This is a genomic window from Parasutterella muris, assembly GCF_943193095.1.
GTDB classification, from domain to species: domain Bacteria; phylum Pseudomonadota; class Gammaproteobacteria; order Burkholderiales; family Burkholderiaceae_F; genus Parasutterella; species Parasutterella muris.
In genome coordinates this window covers 80,071-105,139 of sequence record NZ_CALPCV010000006.1, presented here as the reverse complement: position 1 = coordinate 105,139, position 25,069 = coordinate 80,071, and the positions used below count along the sequence as shown (strand labels likewise).

At 51.1% G+C, this 25,069-nt stretch carries 19 protein-coding genes; 12 read left to right on the top strand and 7 right to left on the bottom strand.

All coding sequences use genetic code 11. The annotated features are described in order from the left end of the window. Positions 1 to 392 precede the first annotated feature (392 nt). Positions 393 to 1,319, top strand: coding sequence for a ketopantoate reductase family protein (locus tag NFR90_RS03935; RefSeq protein WP_251450891.1), 927 nt, complete (start codon positions 393 to 395; stop codon positions 1,317 to 1,319). A 63-nt stretch (positions 1,320 to 1,382) separates the two neighbouring features. Further along, entirely contained in the window at positions 1,383 to 1,961 is a 579-nt protein-coding gene (locus NFR90_RS03930) for an NAD(P)H-dependent oxidoreductase (RefSeq protein WP_251450889.1), read from the top strand. 66 nt (positions 1,962 to 2,027) lie between these two features. Here NFR90_RS03930 and NFR90_RS03925 read toward each other — a convergent pair whose 3' ends face one another. From NFR90_RS03925 to NFR90_RS03915, 3 genes are all read right to left on the bottom strand, one after another. Beyond that, positions 2,028 to 3,296: an aspartate kinase gene (locus tag NFR90_RS03925; RefSeq protein ID WP_251450887.1), complete on the bottom strand. Its 1,269-nt coding sequence runs from the start codon at positions 3,294 to 3,296 to the stop codon at positions 2,028 to 2,030. Between the two features lie 146 nt (positions 3,297 to 3,442). Further along, a complete protein-coding gene (locus NFR90_RS03920) occupies positions 3,443 to 3,856 on the bottom strand; it encodes a hypothetical protein (RefSeq protein ID WP_160334353.1) in 414 nt (137 codons plus the stop codon). Continuing rightward, the gene (locus tag NFR90_RS03915) at positions 3,840 to 4,520 is read right to left on the bottom strand and encodes a VOC family protein (protein WP_251450885.1); all 681 of its coding nucleotides are present in this window, start codon (positions 4,518 to 4,520) and stop codon (positions 3,840 to 3,842) included. The genes NFR90_RS03920 and NFR90_RS03915 overlap by 17 nt, the downstream gene beginning before the upstream one ends. Positions 4,521 to 4,654: 134 nt before the next feature. On the opposite strand from NFR90_RS03915, the gene NFR90_RS11615 reads away from it, so the two are divergent. Beyond that, a complete protein-coding gene (locus tag NFR90_RS11615; RefSeq protein ID WP_255453126.1) occupies positions 4,655 to 4,789 on the top strand; it encodes a hypothetical protein in 135 nt (44 codons plus the stop codon). A 92-nt stretch (positions 4,790 to 4,881) separates the two neighbouring features. Here the strand turns inward: NFR90_RS11615 and NFR90_RS03910 are convergent, their stop codons facing one another. Further along, positions 4,882 to 5,457: a flavin reductase family protein gene (locus tag NFR90_RS03910; RefSeq protein WP_251450883.1), complete on the bottom strand. Its 576-nt coding sequence runs from the start codon at positions 5,455 to 5,457 to the stop codon at positions 4,882 to 4,884. 353 nt (positions 5,458 to 5,810) lie between these two features. Between NFR90_RS03910 and NFR90_RS03905 the strand changes: the two genes are divergently transcribed. Together NFR90_RS03905 and NFR90_RS03900 are read left to right on the top strand one after the other, a co-directional pair. Beyond that, positions 5,811 to 6,782, top strand: a complete 972-nt coding sequence (locus NFR90_RS03905) for a TAXI family TRAP transporter solute-binding subunit (RefSeq protein ID WP_251450880.1) — start codon at positions 5,811 to 5,813, stop codon at positions 6,780 to 6,782. An 85-nt stretch (positions 6,783 to 6,867) separates the two neighbouring features. Continuing rightward, a complete protein-coding gene (locus NFR90_RS03900) occupies positions 6,868 to 9,060 on the top strand; it encodes a TRAP transporter permease (protein ID WP_251450878.1) in 2,193 nt (730 codons plus the stop codon). A 125-nt stretch (positions 9,061 to 9,185) separates the two neighbouring features. On the opposite strand, the gene NFR90_RS03895 is transcribed toward NFR90_RS03900, so the two are convergent. The 3 genes from NFR90_RS03895 to argA all read right to left on the bottom strand — a co-directional run bounded on the left by NFR90_RS03895 (position 9,186) and on the right by argA (position 12,229). Further along, positions 9,186 to 10,334, bottom strand: coding sequence for a pyridoxal phosphate-dependent aminotransferase (locus NFR90_RS03895; RefSeq protein ID WP_160334348.1), 1,149 nt, complete (start codon positions 10,332 to 10,334; stop codon positions 9,186 to 9,188). Positions 10,335 to 10,563: 229 nt separating this feature from the next. After that, positions 10,564 to 10,842: an oxidative damage protection protein gene (locus NFR90_RS03890; RefSeq protein WP_160334347.1), complete on the bottom strand. Its 279-nt coding sequence runs from the start codon at positions 10,840 to 10,842 to the stop codon at positions 10,564 to 10,566. A 55-nt stretch (positions 10,843 to 10,897) separates the two neighbouring features. Further along, a complete protein-coding gene (gene argA, locus NFR90_RS03885) occupies positions 10,898 to 12,229 on the bottom strand; it encodes an amino-acid N-acetyltransferase (RefSeq protein WP_202074520.1) in 1,332 nt (443 codons plus the stop codon). A gap of 293 nt (positions 12,230 to 12,522) precedes the next feature. Between argA and hrpA the strand changes: the two genes are divergently transcribed. The 7 genes from hrpA (at position 12,523) to infB (ending at position 25,035) form a co-directional block, all read left to right on the top strand. Then, entirely contained in the window at positions 12,523 to 16,644 is a 4,122-nt protein-coding gene (gene hrpA / locus NFR90_RS03880) for an ATP-dependent RNA helicase HrpA (protein ID WP_251450876.1), read from the top strand. Positions 16,645 to 16,794: 150 nt separating this feature from the next. Next, entirely contained in the window at positions 16,795 to 17,895 is a 1,101-nt protein-coding gene (locus NFR90_RS03875; protein ID WP_251450874.1) for a D-alanyl-D-alanine carboxypeptidase family protein, read from the top strand. Positions 17,896 to 18,066: 171 nt separating this feature from the next. Then, on the top strand, positions 18,067 to 18,849 hold the full coding sequence (dnaQ, locus tag NFR90_RS03870) for a DNA polymerase III subunit epsilon (RefSeq protein WP_160334344.1): 783 nt from the start codon (positions 18,067 to 18,069) through the stop codon (positions 18,847 to 18,849). Positions 18,850 to 18,992: 143 nt separating this feature from the next. Continuing rightward, on the top strand, positions 18,993 to 20,063 hold the full coding sequence (gene rluB, locus NFR90_RS03865; RefSeq protein ID WP_251450872.1) for a 23S rRNA pseudouridine(2605) synthase RluB: 1,071 nt from the start codon (positions 18,993 to 18,995) through the stop codon (positions 20,061 to 20,063). Between the two features lie 188 nt (positions 20,064 to 20,251). Then, entirely contained in the window at positions 20,252 to 20,815 is a 564-nt protein-coding gene (rimP, locus tag NFR90_RS03860) for a ribosome maturation factor RimP (protein WP_160334342.1), read from the top strand. After that, the gene (nusA, locus tag NFR90_RS03855) at positions 20,816 to 22,318 is read left to right on the top strand and encodes a transcription termination factor NusA (RefSeq protein ID WP_160334341.1); all 1,503 of its coding nucleotides are present in this window, start codon (positions 20,816 to 20,818) and stop codon (positions 22,316 to 22,318) included. It abuts the gene before it with no gap. A gap of 20 nt (positions 22,319 to 22,338) precedes the next feature. After that, complete coding sequence (gene infB, locus NFR90_RS03850; protein ID WP_251450870.1) at positions 22,339 to 25,035, top strand: translation initiation factor IF-2; 2,697 nt, start codon at positions 22,339 to 22,341, stop codon at positions 25,033 to 25,035. Positions 25,036 to 25,069 lie beyond the last annotated feature (34 nt).

The following is a 25,069-nucleotide window of genomic DNA, read 5'->3' as shown; positions in this document are numbered from 1 at the left end:
TTCTAAGAAGCACTGTTCCTGAGTTTTGCTATCCATATTTGTAGGGTGATTGGTTTCTTTCATAGGTTATAATTATCGCCTATGAAGTTAAAGAAGTCCATCCATGCCTTGCTCAAAAGGGGTATAAAATCAATTGGTTAAATTGAAGATGAGACTATTTGTAAAAATAGCTCCTAGAATTTTGGGAATTCAGGTTTAAATCTTTTCATTGCGCAGCGCTGAGCAGGCGCTTGATAAGTTCGATATCTCTTTACAGATTTGAAACAGCACAAGTATTCGGCAGAATGACTTTACATGCGTCGCATTACTTTCTCCCGCTCGAAAGATCGATAAAAAGTGATAATCTCAAAAACTTCAAGCGGTTTGATATTGACTAAACGGTTACTCTGCCAATGACAATCCAATCAGCAGCAATTCTCGGAAGAGGCGCGCTTGGCGTGATGTACAGCTCTTTCCTGTCACCTCAGCTTCCTTCTGAACAAACTTATTTCCTGGCGGAACCCCATCGCGTGGAGCGTTATCGTCAGGAAAGAATTACCGTCAACGGAACGCCAGCAAACCTTTGCTTTAAAAGTCCTAAAGAACTCAATAAAGCGCCGGATCTTTTAATCGTGGCTCTTAAGGCGCCGGTCCTGAGACAGGCCCTTCGCTTGGTTAAGGACGCAGTGGATCAAAATACCATCGTGGTCTCGGTCATGAACGGAATCTCCAGCGAAGACATCATTGCTGAAGAGCTCGGACTGAAAAAGATTGTGCATTGTGTGGCGCAGAGGATGGACGCGTTGTTTCAGAACAACACACTGACGTACCGCACGTTTGGAGAACTTGTGATCGGCCTCAGCCCGCAAAATCGATCACAAATCGAAGCTCTGCAGGATACGGTTGAATTCTTCCGCCGAACTCAAATGCCGCATTTGGTCGACAGCAATATTATTCATCGAATGTGGTGCAAATGGATGCTGAATGTCGGTGTGAACCAAACGCTTTCCGTCTACAACGGCTGCTTCGAGATGATTCATAAGCCGGGAGAGGCCAGAGATGTCATGATCGGAGCGATGCGCGAAGTGCTGAAGCTCTCGGAGCTCGAGGGCACGGGGCTTAGCGAGAAGGATTTCAAAGAATATCTGAAAATTATTGACGAGCTGAACCCAAAAGGAATGCCGTCTATGCGGCAGGACCGTTTGGCTAAGCGCCCGACGGAAGTTGAGAGCTTCGCAGGAACAGTGATCGACAAGGCGGCTAGCTTCGGCTTAAACGTGCCGTTTAACGAGAAGCTTTACCGCCAGGTCAGACAGTTTGAGGCGGAATACCTGAAATAAGAAGCGATGGACGGATAAAACGGTTCTATCATTAAAATCGAGCAATTAACTAGGAGTAGTGAAATGCCTAAGCACGTACTGATTATTGACTGCGGCTGCGAGAATTACGGCAGAGGCGGCTGCTTAAACCATTATCTGAGCAATATTGCCGACGAAGAACTTCAGAAGCTGGGCTATAGCACGGAAATCACACTCGTAGACAGTGAGTGGGAACCGGCAGCTGAAGCAGAAAAATTTAAACGCGCTGATTTCGTTATCGTGCAGACACCGGGTTGGTGGATGAGTACGCCTTGGCAGTTTAAACGCTATCTGGATCTTGTCTGGATGCAGCCCGGCATTGCGCACGGAGACGGCCGCCATCACGAAACTCCGACCAAGGGCTATGGCACCGGCGGTATTCTGAATGATAAGAAATACATGCTGAGCTCCACTTGGAATGCGCCGATTCAGGCTTTCACAGAAAAAGATCAGTTCTTTGAAGGAAAAGGCATCGACGGCGTTTTCTTCTGGCTCCACAAGGCGTTTGCCTTTATTGGCATGAAACCGATGGAATCCTTTATTTGCAATGACGTTCTTAAAAATCCCAAGATTGACGAAGACGTCAAACGCTGGAAGGATCACATTAAGAAAAACTTCGGTTAATTAAATTAGAAAGAAGACGGCGCAGAACTAAAAGTCCTGCGCCGATTTGATTTTTAGAGCGAAAGATTAGCCTTCCATAGCGCCTGTCTCTTTGTCAAGACCAAATGCTTTATGGAGAGCGCGAACAGCGAGTTCCATGTACTTCTCATCCACAATGATCGAGGTGCGGATTTCAGAAGTGGAAATCATCTTGATGTTGATGTTTTCCTCTGCGAGAACGCGGAACATCTTGGCTGCGACACCGGCGTGGCTGCGCATGCCGATACCGACGCAGGAAATCTTGGCGATGGAGGCGTCAGTCAGGATACCCTCTTCTCCGAGATAGGGAAGAACATTGTCCTTGAGGACCTGAAGAGTCTTGTCAAGATCGTTGCGGCTTACAGTGAAGCTGAAGTCCGTTAAACCGTTCTTAGCGGCGTTCTGAACAATCATGTCAACTTCAATGTTGGCTTCGGCGACATGACCGAGAATTTTATAAGCGATACCCGGGGTGTCAGGGACGTGCGGCAGAGTGATTTTGGCTTCGTTTCTGCTGAAAGCGATACCGGAAACAACGACTTTTTCCATCTTAGGATCATCCTCAAAAGTAATCAGGGTGCCGGAATTTTGCTCTTCATCCAGCGGAATATCAGGGTCTGTCAGGCTTGAGAGTACACGGGTCGGAATGTGGTACTTGCCTGCGAATTCGACGCTTCGAATCTGAAGAACTTTAGAGCCGAGAGAGGCCATTTCTAAAATTTCTTCAAAGGCAACAATGCTCAGTTTGCGGGCATTGCTGACGACACGGGGATCGGTGGTGTAAATGCCGTCCACGTCTGTAAAGATCAGACATTCATCGGCTTTCAGAGCGGCGGCAAGCGCAACTGCGGATGTATCAGAGCCGCCGCGGCCGAGTGTTGTAATGTTGCCGTTTTCATCGCAGCCCTGGAAACCGGCGACGATGACAACTTTTCCTTCATCAAGATCCTTCTTAATGCGGTCGCCGTCAATTTCTTTAATGCGGGCTTTTGTGAACGCATCATCCGTAAGGACTCTAACTTGCGGACCGGTATAGCTTTTGGCTTTGAGTCCGATATTCTGAAGAGCCATTGCGAGGAGACCGATCGTGACCTGCTCACCGGTGGAAGCAATCACATCGAGTTCTCTGGGATCGGGATTTTTTTGAATTTCTTTTGCTAATGCGATCAGACGGTTGGTCTCTCCGCTCATCGCGGAAACAACCACCACAACCTGATGGCCGGCATTGTGCCACTTAGCAACTCTTCGGGCGACATTCTTGATTCGGTCGGTAGTGCCGACGGATGTGCCGCCGTATTTTTGAACAATCAGGGCCATGTTATATCTCTAAGTTTGGAGGGACTAGCGGTAACAATTGCTAGCGTTCAGATTTTTATTTTATGGAAAGAAATCGAGAATTCAGGAATGCTCAGAAATTTTTTTAACACTACGCGGTTAGAGATTTCCTGAGTCCTATGCCGTCTTTACATCATCATGCCGATATGGATAAATACAAAGAGTCCGCTAAAGAGCGTGATGAGATAAATGACAAGCGCAAAAAGATACGCGTAACGCGCAAGCGGCTGTGTCTTCAGGCGCCACGCGGCTCTGAATGACAGAACAGAAAACACAAATCCCCAGAGATACAGAATGACGGCGACGATCAAAAGACAAAGACCTGCCGCGTCATAGTTGGTGTCCGGCCCGTACGAGAAGGCCATGCCGGTGCCGTAAAAGACTAAAAGCCAGAAAATGCTTCCGCAGAGCAGATAACCCCAAAATAATTTATGCACGGAGGCTGACGCCAGAAAATCCCGATTAAGGATTGATGATTTTTTATTTGTGTCCGCGGCAGCCGTCGGTTCTTCTTTAGGAGTATTGTCAGCCTGCTGTGTCATTTTCATTTCCTGTGTAAACAGAGAGTTCTACCAGATTCCGGTCCGGGTCCCTCAGATAAATGGATTGCATCGCTCCTTTGGCGCCATGCCTTTGGAGCGGTCCTTCAACTTCGACGCCCTGGTTCCTAAACGCTTCGGCGATTTTGTGCAGATCGCTTCCGGTTTCAATCTCCAGGCAGAAGTCGCCGCAGCCCGGTGTCGGATTTTCCGCCGCGGGCAAAAGCGGGTCGTTCTCGTCGTGGATATTTATTTTAGAGAACGGAAGATAAACTTCATAACGCCGTGATGTTTTTTCAACGCGTAGACCCAAATCGGAATAAAACTGCGCGAGTACCTGCGGCCGCGGGCTCGTGAGCACAAAGTGGTCGATTGCCCTGACCTTAAAGAGAGAGGAGGGCGCTTCAATCTTCGGTTCATAGGCGGGTTTTCCGTCTTTCAGAACAAAGTCGCCTTGGGCAAGCTGCGGATGACGGGCTAGGTAATCATCATTAATAATGATTTCGTTTCCGATAATTTTTCCAACCGAGATACGGTAAAGCGGTTTGGATCTTTTCTTAATCGGATCCCAAATGTTTTTGTATTCGAAAACGTATCTGGAATTTCTGACTTTCTGAATACCGAACTTCGCTTCTCTCAGATCGGTGACTCGCGCTTCATCTGACATCACAGGGCCTTTTGTGAAGAATGCCTATATTGGTCGTGAAATTTTACCCGTCTTTGCCCGCATGCTTAAACTCAAAAGCATACGGAAAGGCTGTAATCCGTTAAAACAGAAACACAGTATAGGAGATACTAATCATGGCATGTGACTGCAGCAAGACAGACAAAAAACCGGTTGAACAGAAACCCGAAGACAAAAACGTTGAAACTCTGAAGAAGATTGAAGAGGAAATGGTTGAAGTTGTCGATAAGGGCACGGAAGAAGGAGAATAATCTCCGACTTTTCTGAATAAAAAAGGACCTCGATGAGGAGGTCCGCTTTTAGGCGCCGGGTTCGAGAAAATCGGATCCGGCGTTTGCTGTGTTTAGAGCGTGACTTCTACGCTCTTGCCGATTTCATAGAAATGGCCGCCCGCCACGTAATGAAGAGAGCGAAGCTCTTCCGGGCCTTTTTCCAGATGCCAGTGGTTGTCGGAGAAGACACGGCTGTCGGCCCATGCCTTGACAATTTCTCCGACGAACATGTCATAGCTTTTTTCCATATGCGCTTCAGGAATACGCTTGATCAGCGCCCAAGCAGCGCAGCCTTCGGGAAGCGGAAAATCACAGCCTTCAATATTGAAGAACTTCAGACCGCTGTCCTGAATTTTGTTGGGATTGCCGTTCTTGCTGACAGAGCCGAGATAAAGCAGTTCCTTGCGGATGCCGTATCCCGGAACGGTCAGAAGGAAGTATTCAGCCTTATCCAAAATTTTGCGGGAGTAGTGAGTCGAGTCCACCACGACACTCATCTTTGTATAGTCAGCAGGACAGGCCCAGGAAGCAGGCATAACATCGATGTCGTCGCCTTCTTTGACTTCCAAAAACACCGTACCGCCTAAATTGAAGAGACGATAGGGGTTCTCAAGATCAACCGGTTTGACAAATTCTTTTTGACTCAATTTGTTCTCCTAAATGAATAAAAGCACAAGGCTGATATTTTAATTTAGGAACTAAATAATGCTTGCCCAAAAATAGCGCACTAAATCGGTGCATATTGCATCCTCTTAATTCTCTATATCGGTGCATAACTGTGCAGATGGTCGGATAAGGCCGTCTAAAACCGTGCATTTGGCTTACAAATAAAGTTGGCACGCTTCTTGCATGTGTACAAGTAGGAAGAAAAGGTTTGCAGAAGCAAACCCGCATCGGTCTAAAAGACTGAGCCGACTTCCCCGAATACAGCGGCTGTGCGGACGCCACAAGCTGAGCAGCTGCGGCTAATGGTTAATTTTCACTTCGCTTGGAGAATTTTATGTTTACTAAGAAACTTGTTCCGCTCGCTCTGGCCGCTTCTCTTGCGCTCTGCGGCGCATCCGTGTCGGCTAAGACCGAATTCGTCACGATTGGTACCGGCGGCATCACCGGTGTTTACTATCCGACAGGCGGCGCGATTGCCAAAATCGTCAACGCCAAAAAAGATCAGTACGGTGTACGCGCTTCCGTAGAATCCACGGGCGGTTCTAAATTCAATATCAACGCGATCGATTCCAAAGATCTTGACTTCGGTATCGCTCAGGCCGATACACAGTACATGGCCTACAACGGAAAAGGTCCCTGGGAAGGCAAGCCCGTTTCCAAGCTTCGCGCGGTGTTCGCTCTTGCTCCTGAAGCCGTGACATTCGTCGCAGCCGAAGACTCCGGCATCAAGTCGATCAATGACGTCAAAGGCAAAACGATCAACCTTGGCGACCCGGGTTCAGGCAACCGCGTGAACTCCACCGATATTTTCAAATATGCCGGTATCGTTCCGGGCAAAGACTTCAGAGACGAAAAGCTCAAACCGGCTGACGCGCCCCGCGTGCTGCAGGACGGCCGTATTGACGGTTTCTTCTATACCGTCGGACATCCGAACGGCAACATCAAGGAAGCAACCGCAGGCAAACGCAAAGTCCGTATCGTTCCGATCACCGAGGTCGGCGATCTTCTGAAGGATGCGCCTTACTACGCAATGACAGAAATCCCGATGGATCAGTATCCAGACGCGACCAACGCCAAGGACAAGGTGAAAACGGTCGGCATGCTTGCCACGCTCGTGACATCGGCGGATACACCGGATGACGTTGTCTACGCGATCACTAAAGAAGTGATGACCAACCTTGATCAGTTCAAGAAGCTGCATCCTGCGCTCGCCGGTCTGACTCCTCAGAGCATGCTTGAAGGCCTGACCGCTCCGATCCATCCGGGCGCAATGAAGTACTACAAGGAAGCCGGCCTCATTAAATAAGCGCCGCTTCGCTTAAAAATGAAGACCCGCCGGCCTGCGGGTCTTTGCACCCCCGGTAGGGACCACAAAAAAATGAGAGGACGCCATGACGGACAAGAACAAAACAGAAATGCTTCTGCCTCAGGCAGGCATTCCCGGGTATATTCCCAAACCTAAAAAAGACGCGCCCGAAGATGTGATCGGGGAATATAAAAAGCAGGTTCAGCAGCAGGCCGAAAAAGGAATTGTCGGAGATAAGACAGGTCTGTCCGCTAAGCTGACCTATATCGTCGCTCTCGCATGGGCGTTTTTCCAGATGTCCACCGCTTCGTGGCTGCTTCTGGATTCTCTTTACGTGAAGGCGTTTCATTTGGCCTTCGCGCTTGCACTGATTTATCTCAATCTCCCAACGCTCAAATCCAATCTGAATTCGCGCTGGGACCTCCGTATTCTGCTTGCGATGAAACGCGTCACGATTGTCGACTTCATGATCGGCATCGTAGGCGTTATCGCCGCGCTTTATATTGTTATTGATTACGCCGGCATTTCCGAGCGGCCGGGGCAGCCGATCGGACGAGATCTGATATTCGGCGTGCTTCTTGTCGTCCTGATGCTTGAAGCGACAAGACGCGTGCTTGGCCCTGCGCTGCCGGTGATTTGCGGCGCGTTCATGGCCTACGTCTTCTTAGGCCCGTACCTTCCGGATGCAATTGCCTTTAAAGGTGCGACACTTTCCCGTTTCATCTCCCAGATCACTATGGATACGCAGGGTATCTATGGTGTGCCGCTTCATGTTTCCGCAACCGTCGTGTTCCTTTTTGTGATGTTCGGAACTATGCTTGACCGCGCGGGCGGCGGCGCGTTCTTTACTCGTTTGGCGATCTCCGGACTCGGACAGTACCGCGGAGGCGCCGCAAAGGCCGCAGTGGTGAGTTCGGCGCTCTCCGGAATGGTTTCGGGCTCTTCCATCGCCAACGTGGTGACGACCGGTACCTTTACGATTCCTTTGATGAAGCGTCTGGGCTATCCCGCCAAGAAGGCTGCCGCGATCGAGGTTGCTTCTTCGGTGAACGGACAGCTTGCCCCTCCGGTCATGGGCGCGGCCGCATTCATCATCGCCGAATACGTCAATGTTCCTTATGTAGAAGTGGCCAAAGCCGCTGCTGTTCCGGCATTCGCCTCTTATATCGGTCTGCTTTGGATCACGCATATTGAAGCCTGCAAGCTTGGTTTGAGAGGACTTCCCAAGAGCGAGCTTCCTCGATTTCTGATAGAGCTGAAAAACGGTCTGCATTATTTGATCCCGCTTGCCGTGCTTATTTGGGAGTTGGTGGTCGAGATGCATTCTGCAGAGCTCTCCGTTTTCAGAGCGATTCTGGCTCTTGCCATCATTATGGTTCTTCAGCCTGTCGCCATTGCCAGACTGCACAACGCTGATCTTTGGGCCGCCTTCAAGTTTGGTATTAAAAACACACTGAACGCTATGGCAGCCGGCGCCAATAATATGGCGGGCGTCGCGCTTGCCACAGCATCCGCCGGCATTATCGTGGGCTGCGTCTCGCTTGGTCTCGGCCAGCAGATCACATCCTTCGTGGAAGTGATGTCCATGGGCAACATCTTCCTGATGATCCTGATCACGGCTGTCGCGAGTCTGCTTCTTGGCATGGGTCTGCCGACGACAGCCAACTACATCATCATGGCATCGTTAACGGCGCCTGTGATTGTCGAACTTTCCACCGGTCTTTCACTGCACGGTCAGGAAATTGTGATTCCGCTGATCGCTGCCCATCTGTTCTGTCTGTACTTCGGTATTCTCGCCGACGATACGCCGCCCGTGGGTCTTGCCGCCTATGCCGGAGCCGCGATCGCCAAAGAAAACCCGATCTCAGTCGGTATTCAGGGCTTTTTGTACGACATCCGCACAGCGATCATCCCGATCTTCTTCCTCTTTAATTCCGACATTCTCCTTATTGGAATTGACTCCTGGGCAGCGAGCTTCTTTATCTTCGCAATGACCGGCCTCGGCATGGTTACGATGGCTTCTGCGGTGCAGGGCTGGCTGATCGGAAAATGCAATATTATCGAGCGTCTGCTTCTCTTGGCCTCGACCGTGATATTTATGTTCCCGGCGATGATTTCCGGTTTCGTTCTCCCGCACAGCCAGCGCTGGTGGGGCTACTTAGCTGCGATCGCGCTGCTTGGTCTCGTATTGGTTTGGCAGAAACTCCGGTATGACCCGAAGAAAGTTTCCGAGCGATCTGAAGAAATGATGGAGTCCGAGGAGCTCGCAGCCTCATAACAGTTTGACTACCCTTTCATTGTTCGTCATTTTCCGCAGCCCTAAAACCGCTGCGGTCTTTTTTTTAGGCATTAAAAAACGGAGCCGTCGCGGCTCCGTTATATCCTATTCAGCTATGGCAGCGGTTATATCCAGCCTTTCTTACGGAATTCCTTGAGTTTCTCGACGAAGTACGTCATTTCAGCAGGCGTTCCGAGAGAAATACGGCACCACTGCAGAGCAGGCGGGAAGGGACGGCCCACCATGATGTTTTCGTCCTTCATATGTTCGAAGAACGGTTTCAGGGGCGCTTTCAAGTCGATAAATACGAAGTTGGTCTGGCTCGGAAGATACGGAATCTTGAGTTCATCCAAAGCTTTGTACAGAATTTCACGAGCTTTGTCGTTGCTTTCTTTGGATTCGGCAAGGAATTCCTTGTCGTTCATTTCCGCCATCGCTGCTGCCAGCGTGGACTGATTCATCATGACTTCGTAGGCGACGTGATCACGGATCTTGTTGATCACGCTGACGGCACCGATCGCATAGCCGAGACGCATACCGGCCATGGCGAAAATCTTGGAGAAAGTTTTCAGGACGACCAGATTGTCAAAGCCCTGTTTTACAAGTTCTACACCGGACTTGAAAGAAGGGTCATTGACAAATTCGCCGTAAGCTTCATCCAGAACGAAGAAGGTATTTTTCGGCTGAGACTTGATCCATTTGATCAAGAAGCCGCAGTCGGCAATGGTCGAAGTGGGGTTGTTCGGGTTCACCAGATAAACGATTACATGGTGCTTTTTAGCTTCGGAAGCGGCCGCTTTTTTGAGCGCTTCGAGATCGACACTCCAGTTCGGTCCCATCTTAACGTTCTTGATCGGCATGCCGTTGTGTTCGGCAACCATCGCGCCGTCACCGTAAGTCAGTTCCGGCTGAACGAGAACAGTGTTCTTCAGGTTGTAGGCCTCGATTGTGGCGCGAATCGCTTCCGCGGAGCCGTGTGTGAGAAGAACTTCATCGGGTGTGACGCCGACAAATTTAGCCAAGTCTTTCTTAAACTGAACCACCTGCTGGAAAGGGTAGCGGGAACCGTATAAAGCGGCCCTGGCGATGGCTTCTTTAGCCTTTTGGCTCATGCCGAGCGGGTTTTCGTTAAAGGATAAGAGCAAAGGATTTTGTTTAGTCGGTGCGGTAAATTCCGGCTGTTCGGCAAAGGCGGCGGAAGAGCCGGCAGAAACAAGAGCGGTACCAAGAGAGGCGCCGGTCAGACGAAAAAGCTGACGACGATTAAGAGTCATCACATATCTCCTAAATGAGTGAATGCCTTGATGTATAGTACATTATTGAAAAATTTTCCCTGAAATTTATGGATTTTCGATAATATTTTTATTCTCATTTCGAAGGCGCAGGCTGCTGCGAAGTTTTTCTCGCAAATTATTTAAAACGACTGATGCGTATAAGTTGGTATTTGCGTCCGGCAATAAAAAAACTCCGCGCGGGCGGAGTTTGGTGTCGGCGGTGAAAGGCTTAGGCCTTCTTTTCGGGCTCAACGTAGCCTTCGGGATGGGCAACGCCTTCACCGAAGAAATGCGCTTCAATCTGTTCCATCAGCCACTTGCGGGCGCGGGGATCAGCCATAGAAAGGCGGTTTTCGTTAACAATCATGGTCTGAAGATGCTTCCACTGTTCCCAGGCTTCTTTGGAGACGTTGTTGTAAATCTTCATGCCAAGCGCGCCGGGAAGCGGCGGCAGATCGAGGCCTTCTGCCTCATGGCCGAGTTTTACGCACTGAACCATATGTGCCATTTGTATATTTCCTTTAAAAAGTTTCGGGATAGTGTACAGAGATTCTCCAAAATAGCTAGAGATCTTTGATAAAGATTTGTGAACGGCGCTGCCAGTTATAGAGTTTGCGCTTTTCGATCGGAAGGTCCTCGACGCTTGCCGGGCGGAATCCGCGCTTGAGGAACCAATGCATGGTTCGAGTGGTCAGCACGAACAATCGGGTAAGTCCGACTTTTCTGGCTTCGTTTTCAATATGTTTTAAAAGGCGTTCGCCGTCACCGGAACCCTGATAGGCGGAGTCAACCGTCAGTGCGCCCATTTCTCCGAGCTTCTCGTTGGGGAACGGGTAGAGGGCTGCACTGCCGTAAATAATTCCGTCATGCTCAAGCACATAGAATCGATTGATTTCGCGTTCAAGCTTTTCTCTCGGGCGCTTCACCAAGGTACCGTCTTCTTCAAGCGGTTCAAGCAGTTTGATGAGGCCGGAGACGTCGTCTGCGGTTGCCTGTCTGAGCGACTCGAGATTCTCGGACGTGATCATGGTCCCCACGCCGTCGTGCGTAAAGAACTCTTCAAGAATGCCGCCGTTGAGCGCGTAGGGGACAATGTGCACGCGCGAGACGCCGAGGTTAAGCGCCTTAAGAGCGTAGCGAAGGTTGTAAATATCCTCGTCATCGACAAGTTTTTTGCTCACAAATTCGTTTGCTTCCTGAACCGTCAGTTCGGTGACGACTTCACCGAATCTTCTGACACCGTCGACATTAGTGAGGAAGGCGAGTTTTTCCGCTTTAAGTTCGCCCGCGACAGAGGAGGCAAGATCTTCGCAGGTCAGATTGAACGCCTCTCCGGTCGGAGAGAAGCCGAGCGGAGCGATCAGCACGATATTGCCGAAATCGAGTTCTCTTTTAATCGCTTCCTTATCTACTTTGCGGACAACGCCGGTGAGCTGGTAATCGGTTCCGTCGATAATACCGAGGGGGCGCGCGGTCACGAAGTTTCCGCTGACGACGCGGCACTGGCTGTGCGCCATCGGAGTGTTCGGCAGTCCCTGTGAGAAAGCGGCCTCGATATCCAATCTGACTTCGCCTGCGGCTTCCTTTACGCAGCTGAGCGCCTGAGCGTCGGTGATGCGAATGCCGCTTACGTAGCGGGACTCGACGGCTTTCAGTCCCATGAGTTCTTCGACCTGCGGTCTTACGCCGTAGACGAGCACAATTCTTGCGCCGATCGCGGACATCATGCTGATATCGGCGATGAAGCTGTTGAAGTGATCTTCCCGGATCATTTCACCCGCAAGACAGATTACGACGGTCTTGCCGCGAATGGCGTGAATATAAGGCGCGACGCTTCTGAACCAGTCAACCCATTCAAGGCCCGGCTCTTCCATATCGGATGTGGTGTCAGTCATTGTCGAAATCAAGAATAAAGGTTGTATAAAAATTAGGGACCATTTTAATGATTTTGATGCGCCGAATATTTTCTGCGGATCTTCATTCTGCGGTTTTGAGCGGATTGGTTTAAGAGAAATTCGGGATGGCTGCGGTCTTCTGATTTTTTAGGCGCACCGATACTTCTTTTGAAACATTTGCGCAGTCTTTAATCGTTTGGATATTCCTTGTCTCGGGCATAATCTTGCCTAACTAATTGAAGAAAAAGTTTTATCCTTACTCGAATTACTTATTGAAAAAGAATTCCACTGCCATGGCAGACAACTTTAAAGATTTAAGAGCAAAACTTGAAAAAGCGGCGGCCGCAAAGAAAACAGAACAACCGAAGGCTGCTGAAAAGAATGTAAAACCGACGCAGCACAAAAAGCCTAATGTGCCAAAGACGGTTCCTCGAACAGAGAAGAAGACTGAGCAGCCGGAGAAAAAACAAACGCCCCAGAAGAACAAGGTTCCGGTAAAAAAACAGCCCGGAACTTCTTTGAAGGACTTTTCTCAGCTGAAGGCGCTTCGCCATCAGATCGGATCGAGCGCGGAGGCCGAAAAGAAGAAAGAAGTAAAAAATAAAACACAGCCGAAGAAGACTGAGACAGCACCGTCTTCAGGCAAAAAGAGCGAAGTCAGAAACGTTCCGCCAAAACTTCAGCTCGAAGAGCAGCTGCCGGTTAGCGAAAGAGCAGATGAAATCGCCGAAGCGATAAAAAATAATCAGGTTGTGATCGTCTCGGGCGAAACCGGTTCCGGTAAAACAACTCAGCTTCCTAAAATCGCAATGATGGTCGGACGCGGCACAAAAGGCCTGATCGGACACACTCAGCCTCGCCGTATCGCGGCAACGTCGATTGCAAAAAGAATTTCTGAGGAAATGGGCGCCGAGCTCGGCTCTGTCGTGGGCTACAAGATTCGGTTCAAAGATGAAATCCAGCCCGGCGCGTCCGTCAAACTGATGACAGACGGCATTCTCCTTGCTGAAACTCAGCACGACCGGCTCTTAAAGGCATATGACACGATTATCATTGACGAGGCGCATGAAAGAAGTCTCAATATCGATTTCCTGCTCGGCTACCTGCGGGAAATTCTGCCTAAGCGCCCCGATCTGAAAGTTATTATCACGTCGGCGACGATCGACTCGGAACGTTTTGCCAAACACTTTGAGCCGGTCAACGGAAAACCTGTTCCGATTATTAATGTTTCGGGGCGTCTCTATCCGGTCCAAATCCGCTACCGTCCGATCGAAGATACGGACGAGAGCGACGATAAGACAATGATGAGCGCGATCGCCGATGCCTGCTCGGAACTGATGAGCGCGGGCAGCGGAGATATTCTGGTCTTTCTTCCCGGCGAACGCGAAATCCGTGAAGCTTCTGAAGCACTTTCCGAATTCGCGCAGAAGGGCGTGGAAATTCTTCCGCTGTTTTCTCGCCTGAGTATCGAAGAGCAGGACCGAATTTTCCGGAGCGGCGGCCGAAGAAGGATTGTTCTTTCCACCAATATCGCTGAAACCTCGCTGACGGTTCCCGGGATTCGTTATGTGGTGGACAGCGGTCTGGCTCGTGTCAAACGCTATTCCTACCGCAATAAGGTGGAACAGCTGCAGGTCGAGGCGATCAGTCAGGCGGCCGCTCAGCAGAGAGCCGGTCGATGCGGCCGTGTCGCCAACGGTATCTGTATTCGTCTTTATGACGAGGACGATTTCAATCGCAGACCGGAATTTACTGATCCGGAAATTCTGCGAAGCTCTTTGGCAACCGTTATTCTTCGCATGAAATCACTTCACCTGACGGACGTCAGAGAGTTTCCTTTTGTCGAAGCGCCGCTTCCGAGAGCGATTTCCGACGGTTACGACCTTCTGAGGGAGCTGAATGCCGTGACGGAGCGAGGCGGAGAGCTGACACAAATCGGCTGGAAACTCGCTCGCCTGCCGCTGGACGCAAGAATTGCGCGCATGCTGCAGGCCGCTGAAGAAAATCAGGCGCTTGCCGAAGTGCTTGTTATTGCTTCGGCGATCTCGATTCAGGATCCGCGCGAGCGACCCTTGGACGCTCAGGAAAAAGCCGCTGAAGCGCATAAAAAATTTGGTGATGATAAGAGTGACTTCAACTCCTGGCTCAAACTCTGGAACTGGACGCAGAACGAAATTGCGAATAAAGAAAGCAATCGACTGCTCGATCAGAAGTTCCGTCAGAATTTTCTTTCGGTCAAACGCCTTCGTGAGTGGCGCGACGTATATCGACAGCTGAAGGATTTGGTCGCGGAACTCGGCTGGCGCGTCAATACGGCGCCCGCAACGTACGAGCAGCTGCACAAGGCGCTGCTTACGGGACTCTTGGGCAACGTCGGCTTTAAGAATTTAGATGCGGATTTCCGCACTCCGCCTTATACAGGTGCCCGAGGCATTAAGTTCTGGCCTTGGCCCGGCTCCTCCATTGCGAAAAAGAGCGGCAAATGGATCATGGCGTCCGAATTAATGGAAACGTCACGCTTATATGCGAGGACGATCGCCAATATCGAGCCGGAATGGCTCGAGAAGGTCGGAGCGCACCTTCTGAAAAAATCCTGGAGTGATCCGCATTGGGAAAAGAAAGCCGGTCATGTGGTCGCGTTTGAAAAAGCGACGCTCTACGGTCTTCCGGTGTACGGACAGAGAAGAGTGGATTTCTCTAAGAAAGATCCTGCGCTCGCAAGAGAACTCTTCATCAGAGAAGCGCTCGTACAGGAGGACTACGAGAGCAGGGCGCCGTTCTGGCAGCACAATATGGCGATGATCCGTGATATTCGTGAGATGGAACACAAGTCACGGCGTCCGGACGTGCTGGTGGACGACAGTCTGATTTATGACTTTTATGACAAACGGATTCCGAAAGAAGTTATCAGTCAGAGCACTTTTGATAAGTGGCGCGCTCAGGTAGAGCAGGACAGCCAGAAACTGCTTTACCTGACAAAAACCGATCTGATGCGCTATGACGCTTCCGGCATTACGATCGAATATTTCCCGAAGAAACTGGAAATCGCCGGCGTCCCGATGGCGCTCAACTATAACTTTGATCCGGGCAGCGTTCGCGACGGCGTCACACTTACGGTGCCGCTTTTTGCGCTGAATCAGCTTGACGCGGAACGACTCGAGTGGCTCGTGCCCGGTATGGTCAAAGAAAAAGTTCAGATGCTTCTCAAGAGTCTTCCGCAGAGGCTGAGACGTCATTTTGTGCCGCTGCCCGATTGGGCGAAAGCCTTTGCTCAGCGTCACGAGGTCCCTAAAGGAGACCTGTTTGAGACGATTATCGCCGAAGCCAAAGAACAGTTCCGAATCGATATCCGTAAGGCGGATTTCAAATTGGAAATGCTGCCGCCGCATCTCAGCATGAATTACAAAGTGGTGGATGAACACGGCAGACAGCTCGATATGTCGCGAAGCATCCCTCAGCTGAGAAGCGCGCTCAGCGCTCAGGCGCGAGAGACCTTTCAGAATATCGCTTCAAAAGACAGCAAAGTTGCAGAAGAGCTGCAGGAGCAAATTACGGAATGGAATTTCGGAGAACTGCCCGAAGTCATGGAAATTAAACGCAAGGGCCTTTCTTTAATCGGACATCCCGCGCTCGTGGATAAAGGAGAATACTGCTCTCTTGAGGTCTTTGACGATCCCCAGCAGGCTCAGGAGCTTCATAAGAAAGGTTTGGTGCGCCTGATTCGAATCGCTCTGAAGGAGCAGATTAAATACCTCGATAAAAATCTGAAGTCGCTTCAGACAACGCAGATACAGGGCGCGTCAATCGTGAGCCTTAGAAAAGCATTTCCGTCATTTGAGGAAATCAAAGCCGACGTGATTGACGCTGCGATTGAAAGCGCCGCGTTTACGGAGGAGCTCCCGATGAATAAAGAACAATTCGGGGAAATGCTCGGCAGAGTCAAAGAAAAACTGAATCTGCTCGCACTCGAACTCGGGAGGCTTCTTTCCGCGATTGTTGCCGAAGCCGCGCTCGCTCAGCAAAAGCTTAACGGCATCAAAGCCTACGAAAAAGTGCACGAAGATATCACGCAGCAGCTTTTCGATCTGTTTGAACCGCACTTTATCAGGAAGGTACCGATGGATCGCCTCAAACACTATTCGCGGTATATGAAAGCGATTCAGGTACGCATTGAGCGGCTGAGAAACGATCCGAACAGGGACGCCGAACGCATGGAAAGCATCCATGAACTGACGGTCCCCTATAAGCGTGAGCTTGCTTCGCGTAAGGGCGTCTATGATCCGCAGCTTGCCGAATTCGCCAACATGCTCCAGGAGCTTCGTGTTTCGCTCTTTGCGCAGGAATTGCGAACTCCTGTACCCATTAGTGTGAAAAGACTGAAAAAAATGTGGGAAAGCATCGTAAGAAAATGGTAAGTTTTTAATGCTGCCTGCGGATTTTTGATAGGTAATTTCCCGTATTTTTCTGCCAACTGGCGGATTTTACGTGCTTCTTTATTTGCATCTAAGCATAAATAAAGTCAAAATTTAACTGCGTGCGGCAAATCAAATCATAAGGGGAAGTAAATGCGGCTACTTGCGTCGTTTTTTTGTGCATTTTTTCTTTTAACGGCTTCAGCGGCGCCGGAAGTTCAGGCAGCTCAGAACAAGCGTCCGGCATCGGTTAAGAAAGTGAACACGACAAAAACCGCAAAAGCCCCGGCAAAGAAGGCCGCAAGCGCAAAGAAAGCCTCCAAAGGAAAGAAGAACGTCGCAGCCGCCCGCAAAACGACTAAGAAAGTTTCCTCTTCAGCCTCCCGCAAGTTTGCTTCCTCCAAACATTACGCAAAGAAGAGAAAGACCTACGCACGCCGTCACGTGAGAGGCCCCTCGTACGCTCAGCTGATGGGACTGCGCGGCTCCTCCGATCCGCTCGCGCTCTCGACCACGGCAGTGCTTGCCTATGATATGGAAAATGATCAGATTCTCTATGAGAAGAACGCCGATACCTCGCTTCCGATCGCTTCCATTACCAAGCTGATGACCGCGCTTGTGATCGTGGAGTCCGGTGTTGATCTGGATCAGAAGTTTGCTGTGACGACCGAGGATTTTGTTAAGTCAAGCGCACGCAGCAAGCTGAGAAAAGGCATGGTCCTCTCCCGCAAACAGGCGCTTCATCTGGCTTTAATGAGTTCAGACAACCGCGCAGCGCATTTCCTTGCAAGAACATTCCCGGGCGGAAAAGCCAAGTTCATTTCCGAAATGAACGCAAAGGCGGTTCTGCTTGCGATGGATGACTCGGTTTTTTACGACTCAATCGGTCTCAATAACGGTAACAAGTGTTCCGCGCTTGATCTGTCGCACTTGATCGCGGCGGCTGCCGAGCACGATGTGATTCGTGATCTTTCGACAACACCTGAAGCTTCCTTCAGCGTCGGAAAGCGTTATGTTGTGAGCCGCACAACCAATAGTTTTGTCGCTAATGACAACTGGGATATCGAACTTCAGAAAACCGGTCTGACGACAGCCGCAGGCTACTGCATGGTTATGCAGACCAATATTTCCGGACGTCCCGTGGCGATGATTTTCCTTGACGCGCCCAACAAAGCAGCCCGCAACCACGATATACAGAAGCTGCACGACTGGCTGACTAACGGTAAGATGCTGGAAACGGCCTCGCTGAACTAACAGAAGTTTCAATGATTCATCCTGCGTCCGAATGCCAGAGCATCGGCGCGGGAAAGTTTTTTTTAGAGCTGGCATTATTGTCGGAATTTGCAACTGAAGAGAATGCTTGAGCGGATGAAGAGCGGTCGATGCGCTAAACTCGTGCGATATTAAAAACATACGGGAAAAGCTGTGAGAGAGATTTGTCTGGATACCGAAACCACCGGCTTCGCGGTTAAAGAAGGCGACCGCATTATCGAAATCGGCTGCGTGGAGCTGAGTGATCACGGCATCACGAATCGGAACTTTCATACTTATTTAAACCCTGAAAGAAAGATGGAAGCCGACGTGATCGAGGTGCATAAGATCACGAACGAGATGCTGGTCGACAAGCCTAAGTTTGAAGACAAGGCCGACGAATTTATCGATTTCGTCAAAGGCGCTCGTCTGATTATTCATAACGCGGCATTCGATGAGGGCTTCCTGGACGCTGAACTGGAAAAGATCGGCAAACCCAAGCTTCGCGATCTCGGGTGCGAAATTGTGGATTCTTTGGAAATCGCAAGAAGCGTCTATCCGCAGATGCACAATAACCTGGACGCGCTCTGCAAACGCCTCAATATCGATACCTCTCAGCGCGAGAGAGAGGGGCACGGTGCTCTGCTCGACGCGGAACTTCTCGCTCAGGTTTACTTGGTTCTCAAACAGCAGCAGACCTCGTTCGATATGGACGCGGCGTCTGTCGCGTCCGTTGCGCGCCACGAGAGTGTCTCCGTCGGGGAGCTTCCGGTGATCCGCGCTTCAGAAGAAGATTTAAGCGAGCATGAGCGTGTGCTGGAGATGGTCAGAAAATCCGCAAAGGGCCCCGCGCTCTACGATATTGACGAGACGGAATTTGCGCAGAAGCGTGCGGAAGAACAGAAGGAACTGGACGAGAAAGCGGCCAAGATGAAGTCGCTTCTTGAGAAACTCTGATCGGGGCGGTTCCTCGTCCGGGTTTCGCTCAATGCGTTACAGTTCGCGGGAATCAGAAAAGAGATAAAACAGCATATTGAATGTTCCGAATACGGGACACACGGACCGCCAGTGTTGGTCCGCAATTGGAAAGGATTAATCGTATGACAGAAAACAGAAGAAGCCGAGGCGGCAGAAATACGCCGTTCAGATCGGCTGCGCCTCGGACAGTTCGTCCTTTGGACGCGCGCGGAATGCCTCGCGGAGAAAATAAGCCGAGGACCGCCTCTTCAGTGCCCGCGGATGTGAAGGGCGAAAAAATTCAAAAAGTACTCGCTGACGCGGGTGTCGGTTCCCGCCGGGATATGGAACAGCGCATTGCCGAGGGCAGAATCTCGGTGAACGGGGAGCCCGCTCATATCGGCCAGCGCGTCTTCCCGACCGATATCATTCGCGTGGACGGTCGAGCAGTGCGCAGAGCGAGCGTTCGCGAGAATAATGTTCCGCGTGTACTTATTTATCACAAGCCCGCAGGCGAAATCGTTTCGCGTGACGATCCGGAAGGCAGACCGACGGTTTTTGATCATCTGCCGCGCATGGGCGGAGCCCGCTGGATTAATGTGGGACGACTCGACTTTAATACCGAAGGCCTTCTTATTTTTACTACGGACGGCGCGCTCGCGAACTATCTGATGCATCCGCGCAACCGTATTGTCCGCGAATACGCGGTTCGTGTTCAAGGGACGATGTCGCCTGAAGCGAAAGAAGCGCTCCTCAAAGGCGTTAAGCTCGAAGACGGAACTGCGAAATTCGCAACGATTGAGGAGGGCGGCGGCAAAGGATTTAACCGCTGGTACAACGTGACGCTCAGCGAGGGAAGAAACCGTGAGGTTCGCCGCATGTTTGACGCGGTGGGTCTGCCGGTCTCGCGCCTGATTCGTGTGAAATACGGAGAACTGGAGCTGCAGCAGAAACTTCCGAGAGGAAAGTTTGAACAGCTGACACCGGAAGAGACTCAGGCCTGGTTTGCCGCGATCGGATATAAAGGCGGCTTAGATTCGCCCAATTCGAGAAACTCAGCCAAGAGCTCTGAAACCGGCGCAAAAGCGAAGACGCGTGCAGTCGATCCTCTGAAAAGCACGGCACACTACCTTTCCGAGGGACGTATCGAAGGGGTTCCCGCAAGACGCAGACCGAGCCGCGGCCGATTTAACTCAAAAGAAAAGTTACGATAATTCCGAATATTAGGGCAAATAAGGGTGTAGAATTACGGCAAATTATGTTAGGGCGATCTGCTGAAACAGCGAATCGGCCCTGACAGCGTGTCCGCTTTGTGTGCGAACACGTCCCTATCATAGTATTTATAAAGATGGGCTTTGCGGCCCATTTTTTTTTGATTTTTGAAAATTAGGTGTATCGGTAAATGGCAGTTTCAGCACAGTTATTTGAGATGATCGATACCACGGTTGAAGGGCTTGGATACGAGCTTGTCGACGTGGAGAGATTAGCGCGCGGCCTGATCCGTGTCACGATCGACAAGGAAGGCGGTATTTCCCTTGACGACTGCGAACGAGTCAGCAATCAGCTTAATACGATGATGACGGTTGAAAATGTGGATTATGACCGTCTTGAAGTGTCTTCTCCGGGCGTGGATCGTCCCCTGAAGCGCGCACGTGACTTTGTTCGGTTCGTCGGTCAGATGGTTCATGTTGAACTGTTTACGCCGCTCATGGCGCCGGGACTTCCGGAAAACGGACGCCGCCGCATGGACGGAACGCTGCTCAGCGTTGAAGGCGAGGAGACCAATCCGGTCCTCACGCTGAAACTGTGCGAAGGACGCCTTGCACGTACACCGAGTGAAAAGAACAGATCCGCGAAGGCCGCGAAGAATAAACCGGCCGAACCGGAAGTTATTGTGAGTTTCCCCTTCAAAGATATCGAAAAAGCCAACTTGATTCCTGAGTTGGATTTCAAAGGATCGAAATAAATGAGCCGAGCTTTATTAGAAATGGTTGAAGTCCTCGCCCATGAAAAAAACGTGGACAAAAGCGTCGTACTCGGCGCACTTGAAAGCGCGCTCGCGAGCGCGGTAAAAAAATCCGAATTCCCCGGAACAGACGCTGACATCGTAGTGAAAGTCGACCCCGAGACCGGCGATCAGCAGGTCTGGCGTCAGTGGAAGATCGTGCCCGATGAGGACGGTCTGCAGGAACCCGATCGTGAAATTCTTCACTGGGAAGCCGAAGAAGACTACAGCGATCAGGGCCCGACAGAAATCGGCGACTACGTTAAAGAGCCTCTTAAAGAAGTCAATGTTACCGGCCGCCGTTTCGCGACTGATGCCAAACAGGTCATTCTCCAGAAGCTGAGAGAAGCGGAGCGTACTCAGCTGCTTAACGAATTCCTTGCCAATTACAAGGACGTTAAGATCGTGACCGGTCAGGTCAAGCGCTTTGATAAGTCCGATATGATCGTTGAAATCGGCCGTATCGACGCTCGTCTGCCGAGAAGCGAAATGATCCCCAACGAGATCTATCGTATCAACGACCGCATTCGTGCCTACATTCTTAAGATTGATCCGACCTCTCGTCAGCAGCAGATCATCCTCAGTCGTACCTGCAACGAGTTCCTTGCCGAACTGCTTCGTCAGGTTGTGCCGGAATTCAACGAAGGCCTGCTTGAGATGAAGGGCGTAGCGCGTATCCCCGGACGCCGCGCTAAAGTCGCCGTTCAGGTTAAGGATAAGAGAATCGATCCGATCGGCAGCTGCGTCGGTGTTCGCGGCGCCCGCATTCAGAGCGTTTCTTCCGAGCTCTTCAACGAACGAGTCGACATTATCCGCTGGTCGGATCAGCCCGCTGAGTTCGTGATCAGCTCACTTTCTCCGGCAACGATTTCTTCCATCATCGTTCATGAAGATGAGGGCAGAATGGAAGTTGTGACTCCGGATGAAGAAAACACAAGAATCGCCAAGGGCACCGATTACATCAACGTGAAGCTTGCTTCGGCGCTGACCGGCTATGAGATTGACGTGATGGATCACGATCAGGCAGAGAAAAAGCGTGAAGAAGAAATCGCACCGCGCCGCAAAGAACTTATGGACGCGCTGAACGTGGACGAGGAAATCGCGCAGCTTCTGATTGAAAACGGTATTGAAACCGTTGAAGAAGTGGCTTATCTGCCGGAGGAAGAGCTCCTCAGCATCGAACAGTTTGATGAAGACCTCGTCAAGGAACTTCGTTCTGTCGCACGCAACGCTTTGATCACAAAAGCGCTCAAGAGGGAAGAGCTGCTGAAGTGGGCTGATCCCGCTTTGATCGACCTCAGCGGTATGACGACAGAAATCGCAGAGAAGCTGCATCCGGCCGGCATCACGAATCTTGAACAGCTTGCCGACTTGGCTACTGACGAGCTGGTTGAAATGACCGGTATCAGCGAAGAGAAGGCTGCGGAACTTATTACTAAGGCCCGCGAACATTGGAACCAGTAACGACGGGAGAACAATAATATATGGCAAAAAATACAGTAGAGACATTAGCCCAAACCCTTCAGATGCCCGTCAGCGTCCTGCTTGAGCAGCTTAAAGAAGCGGGACTGCCACAGTCCAAATCGGATGATGAGATCAGTGACTCTGAAAAAGAGAAACTGATTACCGCCCTTCAGGTTGCTCGCGGCAGCGAAAAGGCCGGACAGCGCAAGATTACGCTGACCAAACGCAAAAAAACCGTGATCACTCAGTCCGGAAACGGCGGCCACGCTGTTCAGGTTGAAGTGAGAAGGCGTCATGTCCTTGTGAAGAACCCGGAAGTGGTCAGCAAGGCTCGTGAAGAAGCCGCAAAAGCGATTTCCGAACAAAAGGAAAGAGCGCGCAAAGAAATGGAAGAAGCGGCTGCACGCGCTCGTGAGGAAGCTCAGCGCAAAGCGCGTGAGGAAGCTGAAAAAGCGGCTAAGGAAAAGCTCGAAAGAGAAAAAGCTGAAGCCGCGAAACGCGCAGCTGACGCCGAACAGGCTGCTGCCCGCCGCAAAGCCGCGGAAGAGGCAAAAGCAGCCGAACAGGCTAAAGCCAAACGCGAAGCTCAGGCTAAAGAACAGGAAGTCGCCCGCGAGCGTGATTCCGCTCGTAAGGCTGCTGAAGCTGAAGCCCGCGCTATTCGTGAAATGATGTCGGCACCGAAAAAAGTTTTGAATGCGCCCAAAACCCCGACCGAAGAAAAGAAAGCCGAACCGAAGAAAGCGCATAAGAACAGTGTTAAGAAAGAAAACAAGGTTTCGAAGAAGAACGGAGACTCCTGGGGTGACGAAAACCAGAAGCGCCGTACGCTTAAAACCCGCGGCGGAGATTCCTCAGGTGAGGAAAGCAGCGGCTGGAAGAATGACCGCAGATCTAAGCGTCACGCTAAGAATCAGCATCAGAACAGACAGCAGCAGAATGCGCCGCAGGAACCGATCGTTCGCGACGTAGTTGTTCCGGAATCCATCACGGTTTCCGATTTGGCCATGAAGATGAGCGTTAAGGCGATCGAAGTCATCAAGACCATGATGAAGCTTGGCGACATGGTGACGATCAACCAGGTTCTTGATCAGGATACGGCGATGATCGTTGTGACGGAAATGGGCCACCGTGCGACGGCCGCTAAGCCGGAAGATCCGGAAGCGTTCCTTGCAGAGGAAGAAGCAGAACTGCAGAACAAGTATCCGAAAGAGCCGAGACCTCCGGTTGTTACCATCATGGGTCACGTTGACCACGGTAAGACTTCACTGCTTGACTACATCCGCAGAACTAAGGTTGCGGCCGGTGAAGCGGGTGGTATCACACAGCATATCGGTGCTTATCATGTGAAGACCCCGCGCGGCATTATTACATTCCTGGATACCCCCGGACACGAAGCGTTTACCGCGATGCGAGCCCGCGGCGCTCAGGCGACCGATATTGTGATTCTGGTGGTTGCGGCCGATGACGGCGTGATGCCGCAGACGAAAGAGGCTATTGCGCACGCCAAAGCGGGCAATGTGCCGATCGTGGTCGCGATCAACAAGATCGATAAGCCGGAAGCTAACCCGGAACGCGTGAAGCAGGAACTGGTTGCTGCCGACGTTATTCCTGAAGAATACGGCGGCGATGTGCCTTTCATCTGCGTTTCCGCTAAGAGCGGACAGGGCGTGGACGAACTCTTGGAAAACGTACTTTTGCAGGCTGAAATTCTCGAACTGAAAGCCGTCAAAGAGGGCCCGGCCAAGGGTGTTGTGATTGAATCGAGACTTGACCGAGGCAAAGGCGCCGTTGCTTCCGTTCTGGTTCAGTCCGGAACACTCAAGAGAGGCGACATTGTGCTCGCCGGCGCAACATTCGGCCGCGTCAGAGCGATGCTCGATGAAAACGGCAAACAGGTTCAGCACGCAGGTCCTTCGATTCCGGTGGAGATTCAAGGTCTTTCAGGCGTTCCGCAGGCAGGCGACGAAATCCTTGTTCTGCAGGAAGAAAAGAGAGCCCGCGAACTGGCGAACTATCGTCAGGGCAAATACCGTGAAATCAAGCTCAAACACACGGCCGGCGGTCTGGATAAGATCTTTGGAGGTCCGGGAGACGGAGAAATCAAGAGCCTGCCTCTGGTCATCAAGGCCGACGTACAGGGTTCTCAGGAAGCTCTGGTACACGCGCTGACCAAACTTTCTACCAACGAAGTCAAGGTTAGCGTGGTTCATGCGGCGGTTGGCGGTATCAGCGAGTCTGATATCAACCTTGCGATTGCCAGCAATGCGGTTGTGATCGGCTTTAACGTTCGTGCCGACTCTTTGGCAAGAAAACTTGCCGAGGACAACGGTATCGATATTCGTTACTACAACATTATTTACGATGCTGTAGACGACGTGAAAGCGGCGATGGGCGGATTGCTGACGCCGGAACGTCGTGAAAACCATGTCGGTCTGGTGGAAATTCGTCAGGTCATTCACGTGCCCAAAGTGGGCTCCGTGGCAGGCTGCATGGTGCTCGAAGGGGTCGTCAAACGCAGCTCGCACGCACGTCTTTTGCGCAACAATGTCATTAAATGGATGGGAGAAATCAATTCTCTGCGCCGCTTTAAAGACGACGTTAAGGAAGTCAAGGCGGGCGCCGAGTGCGGTATCTCTCTTAAAGGCAATGACGACATTCAGGTGGACGACCGTCTTGAGATCTTTGAGGTCGAAGAGGTGGCCCGTACACTCTGATTGAATTAATCTGAGGCACAGGGAGCCTTCGGGC